The organism is Archangium gephyra, assembly GCF_049060025.1.
In the GTDB taxonomy this organism is placed as follows: domain Bacteria; phylum Myxococcota; class Myxococcia; order Myxococcales; family Myxococcaceae; genus Archangium; species Archangium gephyra_A.
In genome coordinates this window covers 1700057-1718944 of sequence record NZ_JBMEQQ010000002.1, presented here as the reverse complement: position 1 = coordinate 1718944, position 18888 = coordinate 1700057, and the positions used below count along the sequence as shown (strand labels likewise).

The window sequence follows — 18888 nt, the reverse complement described above, 5'->3', positions numbered from 1 at the left end:
GGGCAGGGAGCCTCAATGCGAGCCGCGGCGGAAGAGCGGGAAGAAGTCCCGAGGGGCCTTCTTCTTGCGCACGCAGCGCGTGTCCGAGCTCATGTAGCAGGCCGAGAAGCCCCGCCGGCGCTGGCCCGTGCGGCTCGGCCCCGAGCGGTGCCACACGTAGTTGTGGAGCAGCAGCACCTCGCCCGCCTCCACCGGTAGCGGCACCGCGAGCCCGTCCGCCCCCCGCACCGCCACCTGATCCGGCGGCACCACGCCCCCGAGCGCCGTGGCCAGCCCCCAGCGGTGGCTCCCCGGCACCACCTCCACGCAGCCGCCGTCCAGCGGCGCGTCGTCCAGCGCCGTCCACAGTTGCAGCTCGGGGTCCTTCGTGAGGCCCCACAGCTTGCCCCCGTCCTGGTGCCAGGGCAGCTCGCTGCCGCCCCGCTGGCCCTTGTGGAAGAGGATGGCCCGGTAGAGGCAGATGTCCCCGGGCATGAGCGTCCGGGCGAGCCGCTCGAAGAGCGGGTTCTCCATCCACTCGAGGAAGCGCGGATCCTTCTCCAGCTTCTCCAGCTTGCGGTAGTCCAGCGACGGCCCCTGCCAGCCGAGCCCCAGCGGCGCGTCCTCGTAGCGGCCCGTGGGCGCGTCCATCTGCCAGAAGAAGCCCGGGTAGCTCACCCGGCCCAGCATCAGATCGTCCGCGCGCTCGCGCAGCGCCTCCAGGCCCTCGGGGCTGAGCAGCCGGCCCAGGCGCGCGTACCCGTGCTCGGCGTAGTGCGCCAGCGGCCCGGCCAGGTCGAAAGTCTCCGCATCCACCGCCAGCATGCTCACCTCGCGTACGTGGCGTCTGTGCCCAGCCACTCCCGGGAGAGCTCGTCCACGCGCGTGGCCACCTCCGGGGGCAGCGGCTTCGCGCAGGCGTCCAGCGCCGCGTCCAGGTGCTCCACCGTCGCCGGGCCCGCCAGCACCGAGTCCACCCCGGGCCGGCTCGCCAGCCACGCGTAGGCGAGCTCCACCAGCGTCAGGCCCGCCGCCTCCGCCACCTCCCGCAGGCGCGCGGCCTGCTCCAGGAGGCGCTCGGACCAGTAGCGGCGCTGGTAGAAGCGGTTGCCGTCGAAGCGCGAGCCCGCGGGAATGGCCCCGCCCGGCACATGGCGCCCGGAGAGCAGTCCTCCGGCCAACGGGTTGTAGACGGTGGTGTGGATGGGGTAGCGCCTCGTGAAGGGCAGGTACTCCACCTCCACCTGGCGCACCAGCAGGTTGTAGAGCACCTGGGACACCACCGGGCGGGGCAGGCCGCGTGCGTCGCACAGGCCCCGCAGCTCCAGCAACTGCCAGGCCGCGTGGTTGGACACGCCCCAGTGCCTGGCCTTGCCGGCGCGCAGCAGCCCGTGCACGGCCTCCAGCGTCTCCTCCACCGGCGTGGCGGCATCCGGGGCGTGCAGGTAGAGCACGTCCACGTAGTCCGTCCCGAGCCGCTTCAGGCTGTCCTCCACCGCACGCACCACCTGTTCACCGGACAGGCCCTCGGGTTTCCCCCGGACGCGCGCCAGCCCCACCTTGGTGGCGAGCCCCACCTCCGCCCTCCGGCCGCGCAGCGCTTGGCCGAGGAGGCGCTCGGCCTCGCCGTTGCCGTACGAATTGGCGGTGTCGAAGAAGGACACGCCGCGCTCCAGGGCCCGGGCGATGATGCGCTGCGCCTCGGGCGCCGGGGTGCGGGCGCCGAAGTTCATCGTGCCCACCGAGACGGCCGCGGGGGGGGCGCCGGGCCCCGAGGGACGGGGCTCGAGCCAGCGGGTGAGGGGAGGGGAGGGGGCGGTCTGGCTCATGGAATGAGGAGTAACGATACCCACTAGTGAACGCCGGGCCTTGCGCTGCCGGGGGAGCGGCCGAATGGTGGGGGGGAACATGCCCTATCTGCGCCTCACCCGCTTTGTCTCCGCTCCCGACGGCACCCGCGTCGCGTACCACACGCATGTGGGCAATGCCCCGGAGAATGAGGCGGAACCCGCGCTCGCCTCCCGCCCGTCGGTGCTGCTGACCAACGGGATCGGGACGTCGGAGAACTTCTGGCGCTACATCGTCGCGGACCTGGAGCAGGACCACCGGGTGGTGCACTGGGACTACCGGGGCCACGGCCGCAGCCAGTTGTCCGTCAATGGTGACTACGCCCTGCGCGTCCACGTGGATGACCTGGAGCGCGTCACCGAGGAGATGATGGTCCGAGGCGACGGGCGCGCGCCCCACCACGTGGCGTTCTCCATGGGCGTCCGGGTGGTGTTGGAGCTGTACCGGCGGCGGCCGGAGCTGGTGCCCGCCATGACGCTCATCGGCGGCAGCCCCGCCTCGCCGGATCCGGGCGCCTGGTTCATCCCACTGCCGGGCGGGCACAACACCCTGGGCCGCGCCTTCAAGACCCTGACGCCGCTGGTGCCCAAGGTGGCGCCGCTCGTGCATCAGGTGCTGGCTTCGCGGCTGGCGTATCCACTCGGGCGCATCTCGGGCCTGCTGAGGGCCCGCGCCCCACGCGCGGACATCCTGGAGTTCCTGCTGGCCCTGCGCCGGATGGACCCGGAGGCCTTCTGGATGATGGTGCGCGGCCTGCTGGACTGCCCTCCGTGCTGGGACGTGCTGCCGGACGTCCGGGTGCCCACGCAGATCATCGCCGCGAAGAACGATCTGCTGGTGCCCCTGCGCGAGATGGAGCGGATGCGCGAGCGGATGCCGGCCGCGGAGTGGGTGCTGGTGGATGACGCGGGCCACGCGGGCCTGGTGGAGGCGGGCACGGAGATCGCCGAGACCGTGCGCGCCTTCCGTCAGAGATGCGGGGTGGGGCCGGCGTACCCGGAGCACACGCACTGAGGTGGGGCGTTCCGCCCTGGGTGGAAGGGCGGGAGTGTCACCTGGATGACCTCTTCGGGCATGATGGGCGCCGATACGGTCTCCCGCCTCTCGCGGGGAGGTTTCCGTATCGGAGCAGGTGTGCCCGATGCTGCCAGCCCGTCGTTTTGGAATCGTTGCCTTCACCGCGTTGCTGTTCGTGCTCACGGGGTGCGGTGAGGGGGAGGACGCAGCGCGCTGCGGCGATGGCGTGAAGGCCGGCGCCGAGCAGTGCGACGACGGCAACACGGTGAACGGTGACGGGTGCGAGAACACCTGTACTCCGACTCCGGGCGGGGCGGGACCGGCCTGTGGCAACGCGATCCTGGAGGCCCCGGAGCAGTGCGACGACGGCAACACCGTGGGCGGTGATGGGTGCGAGCACAACTGCACCCTGCCAGCCGCCGACGCGGGCTCGGACGCGGGGACGGAGACGGACGCGGGCTCGGAAACAGACGCGGGCACCGGGGCGGACGCGGGGACGGAGACGGACGCGGGGACGGAGACCGAGACGGACGCGGGGTCCTCGGGGCCAGCCTGTGGCAACGCGATCGTGGAGGCCCCGGAGCAGTGCGACGATGGGAACACCGTGGGCGGTGATGGGTGCGAGCACAACTGCACGCTGCCCATCATCGATGCGGGCACGGGGGTAGCGGACGCGGGCACTGGGACGGACGCGGGCACGGGGGGCGCGGACGCGGGCACCGGGACGGACGCGGGCACCGGGACGGACGCGGGCACCGGGACGGACGCGGGCACGGGGGGCGCGGACGCGGGGACCCACGCGGATGCGGGCACCGGCACGGACGCGGGCTCCTACTACGATGCGGGCACTGCGGCGGACGCGGGTTACTACGACGCCGGTACGTGGCCGGACGCGGGCTCCTACGACGCAGGGACGTGGGACGCGGGGACGTGGGACGCAGGCTCCTACGATGCAGGCACGCGGCCGGATGCTGGCTATGACGCGGGCACGTGGGACGCGGGTTACTACGACGCTGGTACGTGGGACGCGGGCTCCTACGACGCGGGCACGTGGGACGCGGGTTACTACGACGCGGGCACGTGGGACGCGGGTTACTACGACGCAGGCACGTGGGACGCGGGCTCCTACGACGCGGGCACGTGGGACGCGGGCTCCGATGGGGGGAGCTGGGACGCGGGCTCCGACGGAGGCACGGGGACGGTCATCGTGTGCCCGAGTTCTCCGCTGCCACCGCCCCCCTCGGGAACGTGCTCGGTGACGCCGGGCAGCGCCAGCCACCTCGTCACGGGCGTCATCCTGGCGCCGGACCGGGTCTACAAGGGGGGCCAGGTCCTCTTCGATCCAGCCGGCGTCATCCAGTGCGTGGGCTGCAACTGCTCCAGTGCGCCCGAGGCGGCTTCGGCCACGCAGGTGGTGTGCCCGGATGGCGTGGTGTCCCCGGGTCTCATCAACCCGCACGATCACATCCCCTACCAGGGTTGGCCCCATTCCGAGTTCACCGCGGAGCGCTACGAGCACCGCCACGACTGGCGCATGGGCAGGGATGGCCACACGGGGATCCCGTCCTCCACCTCGAGCAACGCGGCCATCCGCTGGGCGGAGCTGCGTCAGGTGATGGCGGGCACCACCTCCATCGCTGGCGCTGGCGGCCAGAACGGGCTGCTGCGCAACCTCGACAAGCCGAGCACCTCCCCGAGTGGTGGCAACCAGGAAGGCCTCGAGGCGGGCGCCAGCGGCCTCCGTTACGAGACCTTCCCCCTGGGCGATGTCACGGGCCCCGAGCTGACCAGCGGTTGCGCCTACCCGGCCATCGATCCGCCGGGTGTCATCCCGAGCGACTCCGCCTACCTGGCGCACATCGCCGAGGGCATCGAGACCTCCGCCCTCAACGAGTTCCTCTGCACCTCGGGCCTCGACCCGTCCGGGCAGGACCTGATCGGCCCTCGGACGGCGGTCATCCAAGGCGTCGGCCTGCGCGTGCCGGAGATCGGGCACATGGCCAGCCAGGGCGCGAGCCTCGTCTGGTCACCGCGCTCCAACGTGTTCCTCTATGGCGACACCGCCCAGGTGGCCATCTACAAGCGGCTGGGCGTCAACGTCGCGCTGGGCACGGACTGGCTGCCCACCGGCTCGATGAACCTGCTGCGCGAGCTGCGCTGCGCGGACTACCTCAACAGCATCTACTACAACGCCACCTTCAACGACGCCGAGCTGTGGTCCCTGGTCACCCGCAACGCGGCCCGCGCCACGCAGACCGCGTCGAAGATCGGTGACCTGAGCCCTGGCAAGATCGCGGACATCGCCATCTTCCGGCTCAAGTCCTTCGCGCACTCGCCGCACCGCGCGGTCATCGCCGCCAACCCGGAGGACGTGGTCCTCACCCTGCGCGGAGGCAAGCCGCTCTACGGTGACTCGGCGCTGGTCGAGGCGCTCGGCGCCACCGGGTGCGATGCGCTCGACGTGTGCGGTGCCTCGCGCCAGGTATGCCTCCAGTCGGAGACCGGGGAGTCACTCGCCACGCTCCAGGGCCTGAACGAGGACTCCTATCCGCTCTTCTTCTGCTCCGCGGAGCCCGTCAACGAGCCCCTGTGCCTGCCGCAGCGCACGTCCACCGATTCGCGCTTCCCGGGCTCCGTGAATGGCTCGACGTTGTACTCGGGCATCCCCGAGACCCACGACATCGATGGTGATGGTGTGCTCGATGTCAGCGACAACTGCCCCAATCTCTTCAACCCCGTGCGCCCGCTGGACAATGGCATGCAGGCGGACTCGGACGGTGATGGGACAGGGGACACGTGTGACGTGTGCCCGCTCGAGCCGTACTCCACCACCTGTGCCGGGCCGGACCCCGGTGACTCGGATGGCGACGGCGTATCCAATGCCGTGGACAACTGCCCCTACGTCTCCAACCCGGGCCAGGAGGACGGGGATGGCGATGGTACGGGCAATGCCTGCGATGTCTGCCCCGTGTACAACCCCGGCGGCTCGGCGTGCCCGGTGAGCATCTACATGCTCAAGACGCCGGTGTTCGGCACCTGGTCCTGGGTGGGCCAGCGCGTCACGCTCGAGAACGTGCTGGTGACGGGCGCGAGCGCCTCGGGCTTCTTCGTCCAGGTGCACCCGGGTGAGTCCGGTTACTCGGGGCCCGCGTACTCCGGCGTCTTCGTCTTCAAACCCGGCCACGGCATCAACGTGGGCGACCGGGTGGATGTCGGCAATGCGCTCGTCACCAACTACTTCGGGCAGCTCCAGGTCAACAACCCGGTCAGCCTCACCCTCCAGAGCACGGGCAACCCGCTGCCCGAGCCCATCGAGGTGTCGCCCTGGGACGTGGGGACCGGTGGCTGGCGCTCGCAGGAGCTGGAAGGCGTGCTCGTCCGCGTGCGCGGGGTGGAGGTGACGCAGGTGGAGCCTCCGCCCGGCCCGGGTGACTCCATCCCCAGCTACGAGTTCGTGGTGAACGGAGTGCTGCGCATCAACGACTTCCTCTACCGCCCCACCCTGCCGGCCGTGGGCGATCTCTACGCGGTCATCACCGGCGTGCTGGAGTGGCGCAACGGCAACTTCAAGCTGGAGCCGCGCTCCAGTGTGGACCTGGTGAGCGACACGACTCCCTTCCTCGTGGAGTTCGGCCCGTCGGATTGGGCCTTCGTGCGGGATGGCTACGCCGGCCCCACGTTCCCCGAGGAGATCCTCGTGAAGTTGAGCCGGCCGGCCGAGGTGGACACGTTCGTCTCGGTGACGGCCTCCAATCCAGGGGTGAGCATCCCCATGGGAAGCGTGCGCATCCCCGCGGGGCAGAGCTCGGCGCCTTTGTGGGTGAACGTCGATCTCTCCCAGGAAGGGGCGTACCCCGGCTACACGTGGCTGACGGCGACGCTCGATGGCATCTCGAAGACCGCCTCGCTGACGGTGCTCGCCGAGGACCAGGCCTCCTCTCTGTCCTTCCTGGCGTGCGAGCGCCACACGGTTGCGCAGGGCGGGACGACCCAGTGTGTCGTCATCCTGGATGTTCCGTCCGAGGCCGACACGGTGGTGTCCCTGTCGGTGTCACCCGAGGGGCTCGGCGCGGTGCCCTCCGCGGTGGTCATTCCGGCGCGTCAGATCGGCGCCTTGTTCACGTTCACCGCCTCGTCGAGCCTGCATGGTGGCGCAACCCTCTACGCGACGCTCGGGGGCCAGATGCTGTGGACCTACATCGCGGTGCCGGCGCCCTCCACCACGGACCACGTGGTCATCAGCGAGTTCGCTCCGCAGGGCCCAGGCGGGGCGGCTGACGAGTTCATCGAGCTCTACAACCCCACCAGCGAAGAGGTGGACCTGTCCGGCTGGAAGGTCCAGTACAAGAGCGGCTCGGGTCCTTCCTACTTCTCGTACGAGCTGCCCGCGGGCTCGCGGATCGCCCCTCACGGCTTCTTCCTGGTGGCGTCGGCTGGGTACACCGGGTTCGTGGGCGCGGACGCCAACTGGGGCGGCTCGTTGAGCCTCTCGGCGGATCCGGCCAGGGGAGGCCACGTGCGGCTCGGCAGGCCGGGCATCGGCTCCTCGCCGGCGGATCCCCTGGCGGTGGACACGGTGGGCTACGGGCCGGCCAATGCTCCCGAGGGCAGTGCCTTCCCCACGCTGCCCGTCGCGAACGGCAGCTTCGAGCGCAAGGCCTGGAGCGATTCCACGGACGGCACGATGGAGTCGGGCCCCCATGCCTCCCACGGCAACGGCTTCGACTCGAACGACAACTCCCAGGACTTCTTGCTGCGCTTCAACCGCGGTCCGCAGAACCGGGCCAGCCCGTCCGAGCCGTGACTCCGCTCAGGGAGCCGGTGACGGCCGCTGCTCCCGCCTCGCGGGGGGCGGCTTGCGTCCCACCCGGCGCGCGGGCTCCTGCTGGAGCCCGTGCTGCAGCTCCAGGAAGACGCCGTTGGTCCACCCGAAGCCGGCGACGTTCTCCGCATACCCCGCCGCGATCTTCACCTCCGAGGAGCGCGTCACCATGTTGTACTTCTCGCGGATCGTCCCCTCCCGGCGGAAGTTCTCGGCGACCGTGTCGAGGAACTTCCGGGAGAGCCGGTCGGCATCCGCTCCACGGCCGTAGCGGCGCAGCCCCTCGACGGTGAGGAGCTGGATGGGAGCCCACCCGTAGGGGTAGTCCCATTGGGTGAGTGACTCCTGGCGGCTCATCGCCACGCCGCCGGGCTGCTCGAAGCGGGAGAGCTTGCCCGCCACGGCGCGTGCCTGCTCGGGGGACGCCAGCCCCGCCCAGAGCGGGTAGAAGGTCGTCGCGTACTCGTAGGTCGAGCGCTTGCCGGCCACGAAGTCGTAGTCGAAGTACATGCCCCGCTCGGCGTCCCACAGGTAGCGGTCCACCAGCTCCCGGCGCCGCGTGGCGCGCTCCCTCCACCCCTTCGCTTCCGCGGGGCGGCCCAGCAACGTGCTGATGCGCTCCAGGTCCGTCTCCGTCTTGTACAGCAGGCTGTTCAGGTCCACCGAGGCGTAGTGGTGCGTGCTCGCGTTGAAGGGCCCGTTGTGGAAGGACACGTCGAAGCCCGACTCGCGCATGCTGCGGTCACCCTTGTAGTAGTCCGGCGTGAGGGTGAACGACTCCATGGACGTGCAGGTGGTCGCCCCAGCCGTCCGTTCACACACCTGGACGGTGAATACGGGGCCCGTGTCCGCCGCCTCCCGGTTGTCCGGGTCCACCTGGCGCAGGTAGGGCTTGCCGGCCTCGGGGTTCTTCAGGAAGTACATCACCACATCGCGGTAGTAGCGGGCGTGCGTGTCGAGCTCCGGCACCGGCCCCTCGCCGAAATCGAAGTAGCGCGACAGCCCCGTGTCCCCGGCCAGGTGCTCTCCGCGGACCCACATCTCGTAGTCGCGGGTCACGTAGGGCAGGGCCTCGGTCAGCCACGCACGCCGCTCCGCCTCTCCCTTCAGGGAGTCGTGGACCGCCAGCACCATCGAGGAGAGGAAGGGCGGCTGCGAGCGGGTGAGGTAATAGGTGCGGTTGGCGTTGAGCACGCCTCCGTAGTTCTCGAGCCTCGAAGAAGAAGTTGCGCACCATGCCCTGGGCCAGCTCCCGCCGTCCGTCGCGCAGCAGCCCGCGGATGATGAAGTAGCTGTCCCAGCCATACATCTCGTTGAACATGCCGCCGGGCACGACATACGGGTGCTCCAGGAAGAGCAGCCCCGGCGGATCGATCGCCCGGACATCCGCTTGCCCTGGCCCGGTGATATCCGACGGCAGACGCCGGACCTGCACCTGAGGGCATCTCTGGCGCAGTTGCTGGACCGAGACGGGCTCGGGCAGGTCCTTGGGCAGGTAGAGCACGGAGCGCTCCGGGACCTTGGGATCCGCCAGCACCTTGCAGGTGTCCAGCGAGCGCGTCAGCACGTCCCAGTTGAGCGAGATATACGTGCGGACATCCCAGTAGTCGGGCAGTGCCTCCTGGGGAGCCGCGCTCGCCACCATCGAGAGCGCGACGATGAGTCCCGGAGCCCACGTGGGCATGCGTGACCGTCGAGTGCCTGCCATGTTTCCCCCTCCCGCCTGTCCTGACGGACAAGCTTGCCTTCCATGCTCGGGGTGGCAACGGACGGCGGGGCAGACAGGTCACGCGTTCGCCACGCGACAGCGCTGAAGGAGAGGCTTGTCTCCAGAACATGCCTGTGAGACGTTTTGTCCCGGCACGGGAGACCGTGCCGCCCATGATCTCCCTTCGCTGAAAACCTCCGCTCCGTGCAGCGACCCTCGGGTGTGACGATGTCCGTCACCCCCGTAGTTGCGTCGTGCCGTGCGCATGCGAGGAGCGGAGACCCGCCCCCTACAACCCCTTGCCGCAGTACCTTCCCGCGCGGAGCGCGCCCGGAGTCCTCTATGCAATCCCAGATGCGCAAGCTCAAGTACCACGTGGCCACGACGCTCGACGGCTTCATCGCCGGCGAGGACGACTCGGTCGACTTCTTCCCCTCGGGCCTCTCGCCCGAGCACGTCGTGGACTACTTCCACTCGCTGCTGTCGGAATACGACACGGTGCTCATGGGCCGCGGTACCTACGAGCCCGCGCTGAAGATGGGGGTCACGGACCCGTATCCCTCCCTGGAGACCTATGTCTTCTCGCGCACCCTGAAGGAGAGCCCGGATCCGCGCGTGCACCTCGTCCGGGAGGACCCCGTCGCCTTCGTGCGGGAAGCTGAAGTCGCGCCCCGGCACGCAGACCGACATGAGCCGCGCCGTGCGGGCGGCGAAGATGAGCATCCCCAAGGACATCTACCTGTGCGGCGGCGGGCCCCTGGCGGCGGCCCTCTTCGACGCGGGCCTCATCGACGAGGTCATCATCAAGCTGAACCCGGTGTTGATCGGTGCGGGCAAGACGCTCGCCCCGCATCTGGCCCGGAAGGCGGACCTCGAGCTGCTCTCGACCAAGGCGTACCGCAACGGGGTGGTGCTGCTGCAATACGCGGTCAAGCACTGAGGTCCGGACAAGGATCGTCCTTCCATGGCGCGGGATCAGGGTATCCTCCGCGCCATGGTTTCCTCACGTCCTCCCGCAGCCTCCTACGTCCTCATCGACGCCGAGAACGTCGACTGGGCCGTGTCCAATGTCGTGGGACGCAAGCCCGAGCCCCAGGACCGTGTGCAGTTCGATCGACTGGTGGCCTTCTGTGAAGACCACTTCCCCAAACCCGTGCGTTGCGTGGTGGTGCTCAACGCCCGGGGCGAGCAGTTGCCGGATGTGATGATCGGCTTCGTGCGGGCCCTGAAGACCGCCGGCTGCGAGGTGGCGCTCCTCCATGGCCGGCCGGACCAGAAGGTGGTGGACCTGGGCATCCTCAAGCTCCTGGAGGCCATCCGCACCCAGCGTCCCAAGGCCGCGGTCGCGCTCGCCAGCCACGATGGGACCGACTTCGCGGACGCCCTGCGCCAGCTCCTCGAGGAGAAGCGGCAGGTGGCCATCCTGGGCCTGCGCGAGTACATGAGCCAGCGCTTCCGCGAGCTCGTTCCCGCCGGGCTGGAGATCCTCGACCTGGAGATGAACGCGAAGGTGTTCCAGCGGCCGCTCCCGCGCCTGCTGCCGGTTCGCGTGGACGAGTTCGACCCCATGTTCTTCCTGTAACCAGGATAGAACGCGCGTCACCGCGCCCTTCGGCGCGCTCCTCTGGATGGGAAGGTCGACTGCATGGAATTCCGGCAACTGGGTGGCTCTGGCTTCAAGGTCCCCGTGCTCAGTCTGGGCACCGGGACGTTCGGTGGCACCAACGAGTTCTTCAAGGGCTTTGGGGAGAGCGACGTGAAGGAGGCCACCCGGCTCGTCGACATCTCGCTCGAGGCCGGGATGAACATGTTCGACTCGGCCGACATCTACTCCGGCGGAGCCGCCGAGGAGATCCTCGGCCAGGCGCTCAAGGGCCGGCGCGAGCGGGCGATCATCTCCACCAAGGCCACCTTCCGCGCGGGCTCCGGCCCCAATGAGGTGGGCTCGTCGCGCCACCACCTCATCCGCTCCGTGGAAGGCAGCCTGCGCCGCCTGGGCACCGACTACATCGATCTCTTCCAGCTCCACGGCTTCGACGCCGTCACGCCCGTCGAGGAGACGCTCAACGCGCTCGATGACCTCGTGCGCGGCGGGAAGATCCGTTACATCGGCTGCTCGAACTTCTCGGGCTGGCACCTGATGAAGTCGCTGGCGGTGTCGGAGCGGCACAACCTGGCCCGCTACGTGGCCCACCAGGCGTACTACTCGCTCGTCGGGCGCGAGTACGAGTGGGAGCTGATGCCGCTGGGCGTGGACCAGAAGGTGAGCGCCGTCGTGTGGAGCCCGCTGGGGTGGGGACGGCTCACGGGCAAGCTCCGGCGCGGCCAGCCCATGCCGAAGGACACGCGGCTGCAGAACGCCACGACGGCCGCGGGCGGCCCGCAGGTGCCCGAGGAGTACCTCTACAAGGTCGTGGATGCCCTGGACGAGGTGGCGAAGGAGACGGGCAAGACGGTGCCGCAGATCGCCCTGAACTGGCTGCTGCAGCGGCCCACGGTCGCCAACGTCATCATCGGCGCGCGCAACGAGGAGCAGCTTCGCCAGAACCTGGGAGCCATCGGCTGGAACCTCACCCCGGAGCAGGTGGCGAAGCTCGACGCGGCCAGCGCCACGCCCCCCGTCTATCCCTACTGGCACCAGAAGCAGTTCAAGGAGCGCAATCCCTTCCCGACCTCCTGAGGCCCCGCTCCACCCGTGCTTCCCGCTCGCTCCCGGAGGGAGCGGGGAGTCACACGGAAGGGCTGGAAAAGCGCACGCCGCTCGGGCAATGAACGGGTGTGCGCATCGTCTCCTGGAACGTGAACGGGCTGAGGTCGGCCCACAAGAAGGGCTTCCTGGACTGGCTGGCGGCCGAAAAGGCCGACGTGGTGGGCGTGCAGGAGGTGCGCGCCCGCGAGGAACAGCTCCCGGAGGAGGTGCGTGCTCCCAAGGGCTGGCGCGCCACCCACTTCGTCGCGGCGGAGCGCCCCGGCTACAGCGGCGTGGGCCTCTTCGCGCGCAAGGGGCTCGACGCCGTGGAGACGGTGCTGGGCGTGAAGGAGATGGACGCCGAGGGCCGGCTGCAGGTGGCCCGCATCGGGCTCCTGACGGTGGTCAACTGCTACTTCCCCAACGGCAACGGCAAGGAGCGGGACAACAGCCGCATCCCCTTCAAGCTGGACTTCTACCGGCGCCTCTTCGCGCGGCTGGAGAAGGGCCTGCGTGACGGCGAGCGCATCCTGGTGATGGGAGACTTCAACACCGCGCACCAGGAGATCGACCTCGCCCGGCCCAAGGACAACCGCGAGACGAGCGGCTTCCGCCCCGAGGAGCGCGAGGAGCTGGACCGGTGGATCCGCGCCGGCTGGGTGGACACCTTCCGCCACTTCGAGAAGGGGACGGGGCACTACAGTTGGTGGAGCCAGCGCTTCGGCGTACGCGAGCGCAACATCGGCTGGCGCCTGGACTACGTGCTGGCCTCGCCCGGGGCCATGTCCTACGTGAAGCGGGCCGCCATCCACCCCCTGGTTCTCGGCTCGGACCACTGCCCGGTGAGCGTGGATCTGGACCCGAAGGTCCGCCGCTGATAGGCCGGGAGGCACTTCATGAACGCTCTGCTCTCCATCTATGCGTGGCTGGAAACCGGTGTGGTGGCCCTGGTGGGCTTCTGCCTGCAGGCCCCCCTGATCGTCACCTGGCCCTTCGACAAGCGCAAGGTGATCACCGGCCGGGCCTTCCGGCTCATCGGCGTCACCGCGGCGAAGCTCAACCCCTTCTGGAAGTTCGCCATTCACGGCAACCCGGTGCGCCCCGCGCCCCGCACCGTGGTGGTGAGCAACCACGAGTCCAACGCGGACCCGTTCATCATCTCCTTGTTGCCGTGGGAGATGAAGTGGCTGGGCAAGGCCTCGCTCTTCAAGATTCCCTTCGTGGGCTGGAGCATGTGGCTGGCCGGGGACATCCCCGTGCGCCGCGGCGAGAAGGACTCGGCTCAGGGGGCCATGGCCACCTGTGCCCGCTGGCTCGACAAGGGCATGCCGGTGATGATCTTCCCCGAGGGCACGCGCTCGAAGACGGAGGATCTGCTGCCCTTCAAGGACGGTGCCTTCCGGCTGGCCATCGAGACGGGCGCCGACGTGCTGCCCATGGCGGTGAGTGGCACGCGCCGCGCGCTGCCCAAGCACTCGTGGCGCTTCGCCACCTCGCGCGCGCTGGTGACGGTGGGCACGCCCATCTCCACGAAGGGCATGACGCTCGCGGACCTGGAGCGGCTCAAGCAGATGGCCCGGGAGCAGATCCTCGCGCTCCGGGCCACGCTGATGCCGCTCACGGGTGTCGAGGGCGGCACGGCCTCCGACAAGGAGCAGGCCGTTACTCCTCGGTGAAGCGCAGCTCGCAGTCCTCGGTGATCGCGCTGGTGAGGGCCGCGCTGGTGAGCTTCTTGAAGAAATCCTCTCCGTTGATGTTGATGGAGAGCTGGTTCTTCTCGCCGGCGATGGTGGCGCCCTCGTCGGTCTGAACCTCTCCTCCGATGGCCGTCACATCCCCCGCGATGGTGGCGCCCTTCTGGAGATGGACGTTGCCGCTGATGGCGGTGACGTCCCCGGACACGCGGGCACCGGCCTCCACCGTCACCTTGCCGCGGATGGACACCACGTCGTTCACCGTGGCGCCCGCGCGGACCACCACGTCGCCGTCGATGGCCACCGCGTCCCGGACCGCCTTCTTGCCGTCGATGACCAGGTTCTTGCCCCGGGTGAAGAGGTCCCCCTTCTTGATGCTGATGGTGCACTTCTCGCCCTTGGCCTTGCCCTCCTTCTTGGCGTCATCCTCCGCGCGGGCGGCGGCGGGCAGGGCGAGCAGCGAGAGGACGGCGAGGGCGGACAGCAGGGACCTGGACATGGTGCTTGGACTCCTGGAGGGCAGCCGCTCGGTGCGGCGCACACGGTCCTACGGATGTCCGCTGGAGTGATTGCGGAGGTGGACAAGCTGGGGATCGGACGCTCCGGGATTCAGGTCACCTGTGCGGGTCCAGACATGTTACGAAGGGCGACTGCCGAGCTGGGGTAGGGCTGTGTGGGGATTCACCCCGCCCGGGCCGAAGTCCCATCGGGCGCGCGAGAGCGGGTGGGTGTTGGCGCAGGCGACGAAGGCGAAGTTTCCAGAGGCGGGGCCCTTTCATCAGGCGCTCAAGACGCGGGTAGATCAGTACTTCCAGGACAGTGGGCGCCCGGCGCGCGATCTCCCGGGCATGTACGCCAAGACGGTGGCGTTGCTCGCCTGGTTCGCGGCCTCGTATGCCTTCCTCGTCTTCGTGGCGGACGGTGTGGCCAGCGCGATCGCCGGGTGCGTGTCGCTCGGGCTGGCGATGGCGGGCATCGGCTTCAGCGTCCAGCACGATGCGAACCACGGAGGCTATTCGGAGAAGCGATCGGTCAACCGGCTGCTCGCCCTGACGCTCGACGTGCTCGGTGCGTCCTCCTACGTGTGGAGCTGGAAGCACAACATCTTCCACCACAGCCATCCCAACGTGGCCGGGCTCGACGCGGACATCAACATCCAGCCCTTCTGCCGCGTCGCTCCGAGCCAGCCGCTGCGTCCGGCCCATCGCTTCCAGCACCTCTACATCTGGATGCTCTACGGGCTGCTCGCGGTGAAGTGGCAGTTCATCGATGACTTCAAGGACGTGCTCTCCGGCCAGGTCGGGCTGCAGAAGATGCCCCGTCCCACCGGGCGGAAGCTGGCCGAGGTCCTCATCGGGAAGGTGTTCTTCTTCGGCTGGGCCCTGGTGTTGCCCGCCTTGTTCCATCCCGTGTGGCAGGTCGTGCTCTGCCATGCGCTGACGTCCTTCATCCTCGGGCTCACGCTCGCCAGTGTGTTCCAGTTGGCGCACTGCGTGGAGGAGGCGAGCTTCCCCGAGGTGCCGGAAGCTGGCGGCAGCTTCACGCGCGAATGGGCCGTCCATCAGGTGGAGACGACGGTCGACTTCGCGCGCGGCAACCGGCTGCTGTGCTGGTACCTCGGTGGGCTCAACTTCCAGGTGGTGCACCACCTGTTCCCGCGCGTGTGCCACCTGCACTACCCGGCGCTCTCGCGGATCATCGAGACGACGTGTCTGGAGCACGGTGTACGCTACCGTGCCCAGGACAATGTGCGCGCGGCGTTGGGGAGCCACGTGCGCTGGCTCAAACGGATGGGCCAGCCCCTGGCCGCGGAGGCACTGTGATGAACGACGAGACAGCAGAGAAGGTCCGCTTCGGGCGCGCGCAGAAGTTCCGGCTCTCGTCGAAGGGCAACGAGGCCGTGTCGGCGTACACCCTCATGGTCGAGAAGGCCCGGTCGGGCTCGGGGCGCGCGCAGTTCGACGCGGCCCGGGGTGATTGGAGCGGGCCTCGCGGCCTGTCTTCCGAGGATGGGCTCTTCCTCGTGGAGTTCGGGGTAGGGGAGCGGACGATCTCCGAGGTGACCCGCAACCTCGAGGACTGCGCCAGCCCGAAAGAGGTCAAGGCGGCGATCGAGCGGTTGCTGGAGTGCGGCATGCTCGAGCCGGTCATCGTGCCGCCCCCGCCCGCACCGCCGCCGCGCCGCTACTGGTAGGCCGCCCGCCCCGAGCCCCGGGGCCGGTTGTCCATCCGACGGCATACATGGTCCGCCGTGCGATTCAGACTGGCGGCTCCCATGGCGAAGTTGAGACCCTGGCGGTCCCGGGCGCGGATGAGGGGGGGCGATGGGGGGTCTCAAAAGGCTGTGGGTGGGGGTGCTGCTCGCCCCGCTGGCCGCGTTCGCTGGCGATGTATTCGGGACTGTCGGGAACTTCAGCCAGACGCGGGCCACTTCCCGTGAACCCACGGTGGAGCTCGTGGGCAATCATGTCTTCACCGCGTGGATCGACATGCGGACAGGGTATGGAGACGTCTACTTCCGGCAGAGGCTCGAATCGGGGCCTGAGCTACGGCCAGGCCCGGAACCTGAGCGACGGCCACCATGCTCGGGCCTCGGACGTCCAGGTGACGCGGGTCGAGGGCCATGTCTACGCCGTCTGGGTCGAGGCCGGCATCCGCTTCCGGGTGAGCCACGATTTCGGGGAGACCTTCGGCCCCATCCAGGTGCTGAGCGGGAGCGGCCGGGATCCCCACCTCGTCGCCGCCGGAGGGAACGTCTATGTGGCCTGGAGCGGCTCGGGGACGGCGGGCGAGCTCTTCCTCCGGGCCAGTCATGACTCCGGCGACTCCTTCGAGCCCCCCATCGAGCTGAGCCAGCAGGCGAAGGGCGGCGATCTGGCCCTCGCGGCGGAGGGCACCACCGTCCATGCCGTCTGGGACGATGGCTCCCGTGTGTTCCTGCGCCAGAGCATGGACGAGGGACGCTCGTTCGCACCCGCGCAGGTGCTGGATGCCGGGAGCGGACCCTCCGAGGACGCGAGCCTCGCGATCCAGGGGACGGGCGTGTTCGTCGTGTGGCGGGAGGGCAGCGGGTGCGGCAGTGAGATCGTCTTCCGCCGGAGCACCACGCGCGGCGCCAACTTCGATCCCATCCAGAACCTCAGCCAGAACGCCGTGGCCTCGTTGGATCCGCTGCTGGAGGTGAACGGCTCGTCCGTCTACGTCCTCTGGAAGGAGAAGGTGGCGGGCCAGACGGACATCTTCTTCACGCGGAGCCTCGATACCGGGGGCACCTTCGAAGCGCCCAGGAACGTGAGCGAGACGCCGGGCAAGTCGTCGCAGTACGCGCTCTCGTCTTCCGGCGGCGTCGTGCGCATCGTCTGGCGCGACCGGTCCGTGGGCGAGGGGGACATCTTCTACCGCTCCAGCACCGATGGAGGCGCGAGCTTCGGGGAGACGCAGAACCTGAGCGCGTCTCCCGGGCGGTCCACCTCGCCCGTCATCATCTCCTCGGGCAGGGCCGCCGAGGTGCACGTCTTCTGGGAGGAGGACCTCCCCGGCAATCGGGAGAGCTTCTATCGCCGGGGAGAGCTGCGGCCCTGAGCCACCGGGCCTCCCGCCGTCAGCGCAGCTCCCGGGCGAACTGCGTCCGGTAGCGTTGCTGGAGGTCCTTCAGCTCGCTGCTCTTGCCGGCGGTGCGGTACTGCTCCGCCAGCAGCTTCCAGGCGTCCTGGTGCGCTGGCTCCAGGGCCACCACCTGCTCGAGATGTGTCCGGGCCTCCTGGCCCGCGCGGGTGTTCGCCGCCATCCACCCGAGGAGGAAGTGCGCCTGGACGGCCTCGGGGTGGGCCGCGAGCGCCTTGCGGCAGGCGGTGCGCGCGGGGCCGAGCTGCCCGCCGCGCAGGTTCAGCTGGGCCTCCAATTGCCGCCGTGCCTTCACCAGGAGCGCCTGCGCTTCCGCGTGGCTCCCCGACTGGAGGTGGAGCATCGCGAGGTTCATCAGGATCGGCACCTGCTCCGGGAAGCGCGAGAGCGTCGACTCACAGCGCTCGCGCGTGGCCGGCAGCTTCGGCGCGGCGCGCACGGCCAGGTAGCACGCCATCACCTGGACCTGCTCGTCGCGGGGGTAGCGCTGCACGAGGGGCTCGAACTGCTGCGCGGCCACCTCGACGCGGCCCTGTTTGTCGAGCGCGATCACCTCGTCGATCCGCCGGCGATCGGCCGGGAGGATGGGCGAGGCGGGTTCCGGACCCAGGGGGGCCTGGCCCGAGAGGGCCCGCTCCGTCCACGCGAGGGCCGACTCCTTGTCCGCTCCTTCCCAATCCGGCCAGACGGTGGCCGTGAGCAGCGCCTTCAACTCCCGGGCCCAGGCCTGTTGGGCCTCGCGGTCGCGGCGGCCCTGGGGAAGGTGGCGCAGGCTCAGGGCGAGGTGCTGCTGGGTCTGGGGCGCGAAGGCCGCCTGCGCGGGCTCGTAGCTGGGGTGCATCATCCAGTGGGAGTCCTGGACGTGGAACACGCCGAGCGTGTGCGCCCACTCGTGCAGCAGTACCGAGGTCTCCTTGTGCAGCTTGCGCTCGCGGTAGAGCGTCTCCCGCTCTTGATCGGGCAGGTGCGTGAACACGGACAGGAGCGCCTTGTGCTCCTCGGGATTGTCCATGCCCCGGAGGATGCAATGCCGGCCGAATGGCCGCGCCACGCCGAGCTGGTGGTGGGACGTGGTGAAGATCGGCAGCGCCGAGACGAGGCCGATCACCAGATCCACGTCTTCGCCCGCGTCGAGCGCCTCCAGCTGGTTCAGCGCCGTCTCGAGATCCTGGCTTCCGCCAGCGCGGTCCCACTTCCGGGTCGAGTCCACCTCGAACACCACACCAAACTGTCCCTCCACCACGTCAGTGGCGCGGCGCAACTGCGCCTCGATGCCGGGCTCCCAGCGCAACACCTGGGAGCGGTAGTCGGCGTCGGCGTAGACCCGGACCCGCAGGGTGCGGCGCGGGCTGGAGGAGGGCGCCTGCGAGGCATTCTCCAGGCGCTTCGGCACCAGCGTCCTGGCGTACTCCCGCTCGTAGTCCACCGGCCGCTTCACGCAGCCGCTCCCCGCGAACACGAGCAGGGCGAAGAGAGAGCACAGGGCGCCGGTGAGGCGCAGAGGAAC

At 69.5% G+C, this 18888-nt stretch carries 15 protein-coding genes and 2 pseudogenes; 11 read left to right on the top strand and 6 right to left on the bottom strand.

Annotated features, from left to right (window positions below; translation table 11 throughout):
• Positions 1 to 12: 12 nt before the first annotated feature.
• Together ACN28I_RS07590 and ACN28I_RS07585 are read right to left on the bottom strand one after the other, a co-directional pair.
• A complete protein-coding gene (locus tag ACN28I_RS07590) occupies positions 13 to 804 on the bottom strand; it encodes a phytanoyl-CoA dioxygenase family protein (protein WP_420941433.1) in 792 nt (263 codons plus the stop codon).
• Between the two features lie 2 nt (positions 805 to 806).
• Positions 807 to 1808, bottom strand: a complete 1002-nt coding sequence (locus tag ACN28I_RS07585; protein ID WP_420941432.1) for an aldo/keto reductase — start codon at positions 1806 to 1808, stop codon at positions 807 to 809.
• Positions 1809 to 1887: 79 nt separating this feature from the next.
• On the opposite strand from ACN28I_RS07585, the gene ACN28I_RS07580 reads away from it, so the two are divergent.
• Positions 1888 to 2841: an alpha/beta fold hydrolase gene (locus ACN28I_RS07580; protein WP_420941431.1), complete on the top strand. Its 954-nt coding sequence runs from the start codon at positions 1888 to 1890 to the stop codon at positions 2839 to 2841.
• Positions 2842 to 2968: 127 nt separating this feature from the next.
• Complete coding sequence (locus tag ACN28I_RS07575; RefSeq protein WP_420941430.1) at positions 2969 to 7648, top strand: DUF4215 domain-containing protein; 4680 nt, start codon at positions 2969 to 2971, stop codon at positions 7646 to 7648.
• A gap of 6 nt (positions 7649 to 7654) precedes the next feature.
• On the opposite strand, the gene ACN28I_RS07570 is transcribed toward ACN28I_RS07575, so the two are convergent.
• Both ACN28I_RS07570 and ACN28I_RS07565 read right to left on the bottom strand, forming a co-directional pair.
• On the bottom strand, positions 7655 to 8971 hold the full coding sequence (locus ACN28I_RS07570) for a trehalase family glycosidase (RefSeq protein ID WP_420941429.1): 1317 nt from the start codon (positions 8969 to 8971) through the stop codon (positions 7655 to 7657).
• Positions 8892 to 9311, bottom strand: a pseudogene (locus ACN28I_RS07565) (trehalase family glycosidase); the annotation flags it as partial. The pseudogene ACN28I_RS07565 and the gene ACN28I_RS07570, both read right to left, overlap by 80 nt.
• A 291-nt stretch (positions 9312 to 9602) precedes the next feature.
• On the opposite strand from ACN28I_RS07565, the pseudogene ACN28I_RS07560 reads away from it, so the two are divergent.
• The 6 genes and pseudogenes from ACN28I_RS07560 to ACN28I_RS07535 all read left to right on the top strand — a co-directional run.
• Positions 9603 to 9983, top strand: a pseudogene (locus ACN28I_RS07560) (dihydrofolate reductase family protein); the annotation flags it as partial.
• Between the two features lie 79 nt (positions 9984 to 10062).
• Entirely contained in the window at positions 10063 to 10314 is a 252-nt protein-coding gene (locus ACN28I_RS07555; protein WP_420941428.1) for a dihydrofolate reductase family protein, read from the top strand.
• A 54-nt stretch (positions 10315 to 10368) separates the two neighbouring features.
• Positions 10369 to 10956, top strand: a complete 588-nt coding sequence (locus tag ACN28I_RS07550) for an NYN domain-containing protein (protein WP_420948590.1) — start codon at positions 10369 to 10371, stop codon at positions 10954 to 10956.
• 63 nt (positions 10957 to 11019) lie between these two features.
• On the top strand, positions 11020 to 12054 hold the full coding sequence (locus tag ACN28I_RS07545; protein WP_420941427.1) for an aldo/keto reductase: 1035 nt from the start codon (positions 11020 to 11022) through the stop codon (positions 12052 to 12054).
• Positions 12055 to 12152: 98 nt separating this feature from the next.
• The gene (locus ACN28I_RS07540; RefSeq protein WP_420941426.1) at positions 12153 to 12941 is read left to right on the top strand and encodes an exodeoxyribonuclease III; all 789 of its coding nucleotides are present in this window, start codon (positions 12153 to 12155) and stop codon (positions 12939 to 12941) included.
• A gap of 18 nt (positions 12942 to 12959) precedes the next feature.
• Positions 12960 to 13739, top strand: a complete 780-nt coding sequence (locus tag ACN28I_RS07535; protein ID WP_420941425.1) for a lysophospholipid acyltransferase family protein — start codon at positions 12960 to 12962, stop codon at positions 13737 to 13739.
• Here ACN28I_RS07535 and ACN28I_RS07530 read toward each other — a convergent pair.
• Positions 13726 to 14256 carry a hypothetical protein gene (locus ACN28I_RS07530; RefSeq protein WP_420941424.1) on the bottom strand — a complete coding sequence of 177 codons (531 nt, stop codon included), beginning with the start codon at positions 14254 to 14256 and terminating at the stop codon, positions 13726 to 13728. The genes ACN28I_RS07535 and ACN28I_RS07530 overlap by 14 nt on opposite strands.
• Positions 14257 to 14485: 229 nt before the next feature.
• Here ACN28I_RS07530 and ACN28I_RS07525 point away from each other — a divergent pair, with 229 nt between their 5' ends.
• From ACN28I_RS07525 to ACN28I_RS07515, 3 genes are all read left to right on the top strand, one after another.
• On the top strand, positions 14486 to 15580 hold the full coding sequence (locus ACN28I_RS07525; protein ID WP_420941423.1) for a fatty acid desaturase family protein: 1095 nt from the start codon (positions 14486 to 14488) through the stop codon (positions 15578 to 15580).
• Positions 15580 to 15951 (top strand): hypothetical protein, encoded by a 372-nt coding sequence (locus ACN28I_RS07520; RefSeq protein WP_420941422.1) that lies wholly within the window; start codon positions 15580 to 15582, stop codon positions 15949 to 15951. Before ACN28I_RS07525 ends, ACN28I_RS07520 begins: the two co-directional genes overlap by 1 nt.
• A 308-nt stretch (positions 15952 to 16259) precedes the next feature.
• Positions 16260 to 17339: a sialidase family protein gene (locus ACN28I_RS07515; RefSeq protein ID WP_420941421.1), complete on the top strand. Its 1080-nt coding sequence runs from the start codon at positions 16260 to 16262 to the stop codon at positions 17337 to 17339.
• 19 nt (positions 17340 to 17358) lie between these two features.
• On the opposite strand, the gene ACN28I_RS07510 is transcribed toward ACN28I_RS07515, so the two are convergent.
• Positions 17359 to 18819, bottom strand: a complete 1461-nt coding sequence (locus ACN28I_RS07510; RefSeq protein WP_420941420.1) for a tetratricopeptide repeat protein — start codon at positions 18817 to 18819, stop codon at positions 17359 to 17361.
• Between the last annotated feature and the right edge of the window lie 69 nt (positions 18820 to 18888).